General features: G+C 39.8%; 10 protein-coding genes. 3 read left to right on the top strand and 7 right to left on the bottom strand.

Going from position 1 to position 9,392, the window contains the following annotated elements:
- Positions 1-377 (bottom strand): hypothetical protein (locus ACFIMA_RS02960; protein WP_375693732.1); only part of this gene is annotated, 377 nt, incomplete at its 3' end.
- Positions 378-930: 553 nt separating this feature from the next.
- On the opposite strand from ACFIMA_RS02960, the gene ACFIMA_RS02955 reads away from it, so the two are divergent.
- On the top strand, positions 931-1,254 hold the full coding sequence (locus ACFIMA_RS02955; protein ID WP_375621758.1) for a hypothetical protein: 324 nt from the start codon (positions 931-933) through the stop codon (positions 1,252-1,254).
- A gap of 924 nt (positions 1,255-2,178) precedes the next feature.
- On the opposite strand, the gene ACFIMA_RS02950 is transcribed toward ACFIMA_RS02955, so the two are convergent.
- From ACFIMA_RS02950 to ACFIMA_RS02925, 6 genes are all read right to left on the bottom strand, one after another.
- Complete coding sequence (locus tag ACFIMA_RS02950; RefSeq protein WP_375693093.1) at positions 2,179-3,339, bottom strand: DUF6990 domain-containing protein; 1,161 nt, start codon at positions 3,337-3,339, stop codon at positions 2,179-2,181.
- Positions 3,340-3,349: 10 nt separating this feature from the next.
- Positions 3,350-3,727: a hypothetical protein gene (locus ACFIMA_RS02945; RefSeq protein WP_375693092.1), complete on the bottom strand. Its 378-nt coding sequence runs from the start codon at positions 3,725-3,727 to the stop codon at positions 3,350-3,352.
- 350 nt (positions 3,728-4,077) lie between these two features.
- Complete coding sequence (locus ACFIMA_RS02940; protein WP_375621755.1) at positions 4,078-4,284, bottom strand: hypothetical protein; 207 nt, start codon at positions 4,282-4,284, stop codon at positions 4,078-4,080.
- Positions 4,285-4,420: 136 nt separating this feature from the next.
- Positions 4,421-4,999, bottom strand: a complete 579-nt coding sequence (locus ACFIMA_RS02935; RefSeq protein ID WP_375677888.1) for a hypothetical protein — start codon at positions 4,997-4,999, stop codon at positions 4,421-4,423.
- A 1,245-nt stretch (positions 5,000-6,244) separates the two neighbouring features.
- Positions 6,245-6,778: a hypothetical protein gene (locus ACFIMA_RS02930; protein ID WP_375653584.1), complete on the bottom strand. Its 534-nt coding sequence runs from the start codon at positions 6,776-6,778 to the stop codon at positions 6,245-6,247.
- A 148-nt stretch (positions 6,779-6,926) separates the two neighbouring features.
- A complete protein-coding gene (locus ACFIMA_RS02925) occupies positions 6,927-7,217 on the bottom strand; it encodes a hypothetical protein (protein WP_375653580.1) in 291 nt (96 codons plus the stop codon).
- A gap of 747 nt (positions 7,218-7,964) precedes the next feature.
- On the opposite strand from ACFIMA_RS02925, the gene ACFIMA_RS02920 reads away from it, so the two are divergent.
- Positions 7,965-8,528: an NADPH-dependent FMN reductase gene (locus tag ACFIMA_RS02920; RefSeq protein ID WP_375621749.1), complete on the top strand. Its 564-nt coding sequence runs from the start codon at positions 7,965-7,967 to the stop codon at positions 8,526-8,528.
- 18 nt (positions 8,529-8,546) lie between these two features.
- Complete coding sequence (locus ACFIMA_RS02915) at positions 8,547-9,062, top strand: short-chain dehydrogenase (RefSeq protein ID WP_375653576.1); 516 nt, start codon at positions 8,547-8,549, stop codon at positions 9,060-9,062.
- Positions 9,063-9,392 lie beyond the last annotated feature (330 nt).

Below are 9,392 nucleotides of genomic sequence, written 5' to 3'. Positions count from 1 at the left end.
AAACCCTCATAAGGCAGTATCCAATCCATAAGAGGATGCACCCTAGCCCTCAAAAAGAGTGCATCCTTCCCCTCAACAGATACCGCCAAACCCTCATAAGGCAGTATCCAATCCATAAGAGGATGCACCCTAGCCCTCAAAAAGAGTGCATCCTTCCCCTCAACAGATACCGCCAAACCCTCATAAGGCAGTATCCAATCCATAAGAGGATGCACCCTAGCCCTCAAAAAGAGTGCATCCTTCCCCTCAACAGATACCGCCAAACCCTCATAAGGCAGTATCCAATCCATAAGAGGATGCACCCTAGCCCTCAAAAAGAGTGCATCCTTCCCCTCAACGGAAACTGCCAAACCCTCATAAGGCAGTATCCAATCCATGAGAGGATGCACCCTAGCCCTCAAAAAGAGTGCATCCTTCCCCTCAACAGATACCGCCGAACCCTCATAAAGGCAGTATCCAATCTATAAGAGGATGCACTCTAGCCCTCAAAAGAGTGCATCCTTCCCCTCAACAGATACCGCCAAACCCTCAATAAAGCAGTATCCAATCCATGGAAAAGATGCACTCCGCCTTCAATAGAGTGAATCCTTCCCTTCAAGGGTTTTACTCAATTTTCATCGCATCTCATTTTTATGAACCCTCATTTTTATGAATCCTTGGTCAAAGGCACAAAAAGAAGTTTGCTAGCAACTATTGTATCACCCACCTTATGGGATTCCACTTGCCTACAGAGCTTTCAAACTTTTTTACGCCTTCATAAAATCGAATCTAAAAGAATTCATTAAGGCAATTAAGAGTAAATTTTGTCAAAATATAGACAAAGTTTATTCTTTTTTGTGATTGTTGTATTTTTACTATAGTTATTTAAATCGAATTTATATATGATACGTATCGATATTTATTTATCGAAATAAATATAGGAGAAAAACTATGAATATCAGATATTTTTTCATAGCTGGGGCTATTACAAGTGGTTTAGCTCTCGCGATTCAAAAATCTGATCGTATAGTCAATAAACAACCCTCTCCTATTGTTGCTCCTTATACTATTGAGAAAACAAATTTACATTTTGTTAAACAAGTAAGGGACACATCGGATACATTGAATATACTGAGAGTCAGTAATAGAAGCGCATCAGAACAAGCATCAATCGACGATATATACGATAAAGCAGAAAATTTATTGAATGCAATAGCTGGTTTTTTAGGATCACTTATTATATATTTCGTACAACTTGTTGCTACTAGAATATAAGATACAAAAAGTTCTTAAAGTAAGGTTATATACATTTTGTATATATTGTAAAATTTAAATAAAAAGGCCCTTTATAAAATGGGGCCTTTTTTAGTTTAATTTTTCCTTTGTTTTAGTTTAGTTTTTATTGTGTTTTTATTTTTATTGGCCAAATATCATCGCCTTCAAAAATGCCATTTTTACTTGTCTCACATCTCAAATGACAAAGGCTCTAACTCCCTAGCTTCGCTCCCATAGCGCTTTCGTTAATAAGGGTCCGCAATCTTCTTGTTCTTCCCAAAAATTCTTCTGTTTTCAAGAAAATGACCATGCATCTTCTCTGTCATCGGATTGGCTTACAGATCTCCATGAAGCAGACTGAAAAACACAAAAACACCATAACTTTTTATATTAATATCACCATACTGAAACACTGTTGAAGCTTAACAAGCGCTGCTTCATTGGCAAGGACTTCTTAAAAAGACAAAAAATACCTCAAAGGCAAAAAAGCTTAACACTGCTCAAAAATGCCATTTTTTGCCTTCCTCTCACCTCAAATGACAAAGGCTCTACCCCCTAGCTTCCCTCCCATAGCACTTTAGTCAATAGAGCTTCCCCATAGCGCCTTTAGTCAATGGAGCTCCCCCCATAGCGCTTTAGTCAATGGACCTTTCCCTCATACCGCTTGAATAAGCGATAATTTATGAGCATTTTCTAACAAAAAAGAGACCGCCTTTAAGAAGAGAGTAGAATTTATAATTGATTTTTCTCCTCTATTCTTGAGAATAAAGCCATTTTCAGTCTATTTTTTAAAATCTTGGCTATTATTCTTGATTTTTCGAACCCTTTATTTGGCTCTGGTAAGAAAGGTGTGAAAGCGTCTCAATCATGGCGCTTTCACATCTTTTAAATAAGAGTGCTTTCCTTCAACAGGAGAGTACAACACTAATCAATTTTTATATCCATAAATGCAGGTTCACCATCTTTAATATAAGTAATATCAGGAGCATGTTTTACCCCCTCTGCTTCAAACACGAACTGTTCATCACTCACATCAAATCCTTGTTCCCTTAATTCTTGTTTTTTCTCCTCGACTAATTTTTTATGAAAAGCGCGTTTTTGATTACACGTATTAGGGGATCTCACTCTGAAAAGCTGATAGTCCATGGCTATAGACCACTTCTCAGCAACCCGTTCCAGTAGATCGTAACTGAACTTTCCTTCCCTTTTCACTTCTTGAGCAATCACCATCGCGCGTTCCAAATGGACTTTTTCAATGGTTTCATCAAAGCCAAGCTTCTCCCCTGCCGTAAAACTTTCGTCATAAGAAGCTAAAGTCTCAACATCGCCCAGCAAGGCAAGAGCAGTAAGATGCAGCAAAGCATAAGGTGCGAACTCTACGTCTCCATCCGTTGCCCAAGATAAAGAGTCTTTTTCCCAAGGGGGAATACCATATTGAGAGCGAAACATTTCATGCAAAGAATCATCTTCCATTGTCCATTTTAAAGTTGTATCGAGTGCTTTCTTTAAAAGCTTGGCGCTCACTTTTTCTTCAAAAATTTCCAATCCATTGGGCACAAAATTCATAAATACTGTTGGCAAAACCCCAGAATTATGCGGATTAATCGTCTGACAAGCCGCCGCAAAAATACCGCTCATAATTAAAAGTCCGCGATCAAAAGGCGAAAACTCTTCCACTCGTTGCTCGTTATAAAGAAACTGCACTTCACGATCTGGTAAAAAGAGGGTTGCCAAATAATCTCCCTTTCCCTCGATTTCCACTGACCATCCCAAGCTTTTTAAAAGCCCTGTTGCACTTTCTATCGTGAGAATTTCATCATCATCATAATCGGCAGAGAACTCTTTTTCCTTTAGTTGCAAACGCCTCTTCTGCACCACGGCTTCATCTTTCCAAAACTGCTGCGTTGCAAGATCATTTTCTTGAAGCACTCTTTCCAGCTCGCCTTTCACTTGGAAATTCATTTTCATCCGTTTAAAGACAGAGGTATAAAGAGCTAAAACAAGCATGATAATGATCATGCAAATAACAATCATCACCCAAAACAGGGGATCTAATAGAAATACGGCTATAGGATCACTGTTCATTTTTCCCCTCTCAGTCTTTACAAAGCCCGTGCGACAGAGAGCTTATGTGCTCTCGCACCGAGATTGCTTCTTCTAGTTTCTGAATATTTTTGTACAACTCACCCGTCACTTTGGTGCGAAGCCGTAACATCACCGGAATAAAAATAATAACACAGGCCGTTATGGCGACCGTTGTTTTAAAGAGAACGGCATGCACAACATATTGCCACCCTGTCAGCTGCCAATTTAATACACCTGGTATTTCTAGAACCATTCTCCAGATGACAATGAGAACCGCAATAGCAAAGATAATTTTATAATCCTTTGCTGAGAGCAACACTTGCTGGAGCGAAAAAGAATGCGCTCCTTTATGCGTTTCTTGCTCTGATGCCCAATTTTGCTCCTTCATGTATTCCCCTCTCTTTGAAAAGACCCCGTGTGACAGAGAGCTTATTTGCTATCACACAGAGATTGCCTCTTCTCGTTTCTGGATCTTTTTTTCCAATTTACGCATTATGATGATGCAAAACCCAAATATCACCGAAATCAAGAAAAGTACACAGACCATTATGGATTGCGTCATAATAAAAATAATAATATTCCTGCTACCTTGCTACCCTCTTACCTTCCTCACATCTCAAATAGTGAAGATTTTCAAACCGTACCAATCTATAAACAATAGTCACAATTCAGCTTTTTCTTCCTAAAAATTCTCCTATTTTCAAGAAAATGACCCTGCATCCCCACCTTCAATAGGATTCATTTCAAAGCTTGAATGAACAAGGCTCCTAAAAATACGAAAACAACCCATATACCGCGCGCCCCTACGAGCAAAACCGTTCCTTCCTCACGCCTCAAACGATAAAGTAAGTCCCAAGCGCTCACTCTAGGCTCTAAACCCCACGGGCTCTTATTCCCTTTAATCAACACTGATCCATAATCGGCTTTTCTTCCACTCAATGCCACCCAACACTGCTCCTTTAAAGCAATGTTTTACGGACACCCCATAAAAAACACCAAAACATATCAAAGGCAAAATGGTATAGAGAGCAATCCCTATAAAGGCTGAATCTCTCATAATTTCTTCATTATTTTTTCCCTCTCATGACTTCTCAAGCGCTGTATCCTGTTCTTGCAAGACGTTTTTCAGTTCTTTTCTTAAACAGCGATACGTTCTCACCTGCTTAAAGACACCATAATAAAGTTGTAAAATCATCATAGGAATACAAGCAACCCACAGTGTCACGAACAGAAGCACGAGACCGAATATTGTAACAAGAATATCACTCCATTTTTCTCTATCGCCTTTTTTATACCAATCCTTTTGATCGGTTATTTTACCCCGTTGCAGGTTTATTTCTTTCAATTTTTGAGTATTTTTTCTCAACAAAAGCCACAATGTTATGAAGAGTATGTACAGAACTGGAAACAAGACCCAAACACACACTGTAATAACTTGCCAAAACGCATACAGAGAGAGAAAAAGAGGTGTATCCTGCCACCCTGTCAAGTTCTCTTGGCTACCCAAAGATGAGAGAAAGAAAATCCTGTTGCACAACTCAATAATGAGCGAGAGGAACCAAATGACAACACACTCTCGCACAGAAAAATAATCTTTCCCAGAAAAATAGCGTAGTTCATTATAAAATGCTGAATAAAATGCTGACTTTTTCCCCTTCATTGCTCTTCCTTTTTTTATGAAAAACGCATTTTTTTATCTCATGCCCGCTCTTTTAAGAACCACGAAAAGTGCGATGCATGGCGCTTCCCTTGTTTTCAACAAAACCCCCCAATTTTCTAAAAGCGTGGTTACTCTTCTCAATGATTAAGAGCATCCTCCTCATTACAAACGAAAATAGGCTCTCCTCTTTGCCTGATAATTTTCCAACCATCCCCTCTTCTTGTGTCACGAGAGCTTCTAAACATTGCCTCTCCCCCCTTACGATAGCGACAAAAGCGCCTTGTCACTCTCTTTATCTTACGCGTTTTAGTAGCCGTCTCATTCTACGATACGTTCTCACCTGCTTAAAGACACCATAATAAAGTTCTAAAATCATCATGGGAATACAAGCAACCACCAATGTCACACACATAAGCACGAAAACAAATATCATGACAAGAATATCACCCCTTTTTTCTCTATCGCCTTTTTTATATCGATCCTTTTGATCGGTTATTTTACCCCGTTGCTGGTTTATTTCTTTCAATTTTTGAGTATTTTTTCTCAACAAAAACCACAATGTGATGTAGAGTATCAACATAACTGGGAATAAGACCAAAACACACACTATAATAACTTTCCAAAACGCATACAGAGAGAGAAAAAGAGGTGTATCCCACCACCCTGTCCGTTCCCCATTGCTACCCAAGGATAGGAGAAAGAAAATCTTGTTCCACAGCTCAAGAGAAAAAATGCTGTACTCTTTGCTATCCAAGGATGAGAGAGAGAATCCTGTTCCACAGCTCAAGAAAGAAAATCCTGTTCCATAGCTCAATAATGAGTGAGAGAAAACAAATGACAACACGCTCTTCCTCAGAAAAAACACTTTTTTCGAAAAAATAGCGTAGTTCATTATAAAATGCTGAATAAAATGCTGAATTTTTCCCCTTCATTGCTCTTCCTTTTTATGAAAAACGCATTTCTTTATTTCATGCCCGCTCTTTATCTCATGCCCGCTCTTTTAAGAACCACGAAAAGTGCGATGCATAGTGTTTCCCTTATTTTCAACAAAAGACCCCAATTTTCTAAAAGCGTGGTTGCTCTTCCAAATGATTAAGAGCATCCTCCTCATTACAAACGAAAATAGGCTCTCCTCTTTGCCTGATAATTTTCCAACCATTCATCCTCCCCTCTTCTTGTGTCACGAGCTTCCAAACATTGCCTCTCCCCCCTTACGATAGCGACAAAAGCGCCTTGTCACTCTCTTTATCTTATGCGTTTTAATTCCCGTTTCACTCTACAATACGTTCTCACCTGCTTGAAAACAAAATAATAAAATTCTAAAATGAGCATGACAACACCCGCAGGAAAAAAGACGTTTAGCAGAAATATCAACCAAAAGTATACGATAAAAAAACAGCTTATTTTTTCTCTATCCTTTTTTACTGGATTATTTTGTTGATCGATTGTGTGACCCCGTTGCTGGATAGCCTCTTCTAAATTCTGAATCCTTTTTTTCAACAAATACGTTAAGATGAGATAAAGCACCAATAAAACAGGCATCGAGGCAACAACAACAACCATGATGACTTCACGTAGCACAAAAAGCGCTAAAAGAGTGCTATCCTGCGATACACTCAACGACCACTTGGCTTCTAATGGGATCAAAAGAGCTTTATAACCTATCCCAACAAGGATAGAAATAAGACAAATGATCATATGGTCTTTATAAGAACGAAATGATTTTCCAAAAAAAAGAGAGCACCGTTTGTTATAAAATGTGGAATTTTCCCCCTTCATTTGCTCTTCCCTTTTATGTAACTGTTTTTCCCTAACTCTATAAGGACACGCATAATCTCTCAAAGCACAATTGCATCCATTATCGTCAAACAGAACACCCCAGAAAATACTCGTATTGCATATTCATGTTGCCAATATTTTTGCCAATTCACGTGCTTGTTTTAAAGAAATCTCTCAACACTTCCAAACCAACGCGCATCACCCCCATTTCATGAACATCCCCCATGAAAGGGATAACAATAGCGCTCCCATGAATATATCCCCTTACTATAAACTCTATCACCACCATTATTTCAATAAAAAATGTAATCCAGCACCATTCATATACGCCCCCTGCAGCCTCTACAATAGCCTTATCCTCCCCTTGCAACAAGCCATGCCATAACTCGTTCCTCAACACGGCCCCCCCCATTACCCTAAGGCTCCCGACAACAACCATACCCGCTCCCCTACAACAGCCATACCCGCCCGCACCCTACAAACAGCCATACCGCTCTGCCCCTACAAACAGCCATACCACTGCCCCCTACAAACAGCCATACCGCTGCCCCTACAACAGCCATACCGCTGCCTCTACAACAGCCTTTACCCGCACCCCCCCTACAACAGCCATACCCACCACCCCTTCTACAACAGCCATACCGCTGCCCCCTACAAACAGCCCTATCTAGCTTCTACGATAGCCTTTATCCCTTGAAAAGACAGAAGCATTTTTATTCTTTTCTCTATTGTTTTCCGCCCACTTAAGACATGAAAAAAGGAACTTCCATTGATGCGCAAATTGATCGCGCAATAAGAGCATTTGAAATGAGAAAATCTTACAACTTTCTTATTCCAATTAAAAAGGATCAATGAACATTCAAAATATGACGATACATTCCATTTTTCATTAGAGTTCTTGCAAGCCAATAGCTTAGAATATATTCATAAAAGCGCTTCTAAGACAGAGAGAAAGCCGCAATTCTTGAGATCAAGCATTTTAATATTAATGAAAGCACTAACATTCCCTTGCAAATTTGAGGTATTGTTTTGTCAACAATCTTGTTAGCATGGACTGATTCTATGATGATGCGATATCATCACAATTGCTCTTTATGGACAGCATAATGATACGCGCCATTTTACTCACAATTCTTTATAAGCCTTGCGTTATAGGCTTGTGGGGAAAAGATAAAGGAGAATCCTGTTGAATATAGCAATTATTTTGGGGTCTGTGCGTCAACCTTCCTTAACAAGAACTTTAGCCAATTATTTAGCGGATTGCCTCATAAAGCGGGGTGCATCACTTCATTGGGTTGATTTGCGTGAACAGCCCTTGCCGATGACAGATCCAGATTATCATCAGCAGGTAGAGGCTAATCCAAGTGCTGCGGTCCGTGAGTTTGTCAAAACCATTGCCGCGGCTGATGGCGTTATTCTAGCAAGCCCTGTTTATCAAGGATCTTATTCGGGTGTTTTAAAAAATGCTCTTGATAATTTGAGCTATAATGCCTTTTTAAATAAACCTGTTGGACTTATCTCTCATGGGAGTACGGCCAAAAAATGCGCACAACCTTGTGAACATTTAGTGCCGGTGGTGCACACGCTTTATGGTTATACACTCCAATGTCAAATCGCCTCTTCCAACGAAGATTTTTCCTCAGATGATGAAGGTCGTACTTGGAAAGTTATAAGTGAAGAGGTACAAACACGTTGTGAAAGACTTGCTGATGAAATGTACACATTTTTAAAGCAAAGAGGTGGAATTTAAAGTAATAAGGGAGGGGGCATGAAAAAAAAGGATGCGCACTATCGTTATTTAGTGGTAGGGGGCACAGGGATGCTTGCCCCTTTGTATCAATCACTAGAGCCGCAAGAAGTGATTATTGCTGCACGCTTTCTTTCCCATAAAGTCCAGCTTGAGGCATTGCACAACAAACAGTTGTGCGTGTCGTTGGATTATGATTGTGCGGCATCAAAGGCGCAATTTTTAGAAGCTGTGAAGCAATGGCATGATCTAAAATATTGCATATTATGGATTCATTCGCCCGCCTATGCATTTTCTTGCGCATTAATTGAGCAGTTGGCTCTTTTGCCTAAACCGCCATGTATTCTTCATATTTTTGGTTCCAACACGCATGATCAAATGATCCTCGAGTGCGCGCGCAAAAACAAGGTTGATTTTATCCCCATTCAATTAGGACAAAAAACAACGCCCAAAGGTTTACGATGGCTGACCCATAAGGAGATAAGCCAACAGGTACTGAATGCCATAAAAAACCATATGAATAAACAAAACTTATGAGCAACACCTATGGCTTTGCAAAGAAGCCGAGCCCCTTCAATCTCTATCCATACCCGAACACCCTCTTAAATAACTCATACTCTCTTACATCATAGGCTTTGAGAACGAACAATCCCCCTCCCTTACGCCTCTAAACAGCATGCCTATATCAACAGCTTCAAAACCAAACGTTTTTCTAACCCTTCTCACACGGGCTTATCCCCCTCTCACAACCATCACGGCTCTTGACCAACCACACACCTTTTTACAGTTCCACGTTTTTACGATTTTGCAAATTCACAGAAAACAACAAAACTTCCGATAAACCGCCCCATTAAAGCCTATACAAGC

The sequence above is a fragment of the Bartonella sp. AP88HLJMH genome (genome assembly GCF_042195605.1).
Classification (GTDB): Bacteria; Pseudomonadota; Alphaproteobacteria; order Rhizobiales; family Rhizobiaceae; genus Bartonella.
The sequence above is the reverse complement of the archived record's forward strand: the minus strand, read 5'-3'. Positions and strand labels throughout refer to the sequence as shown.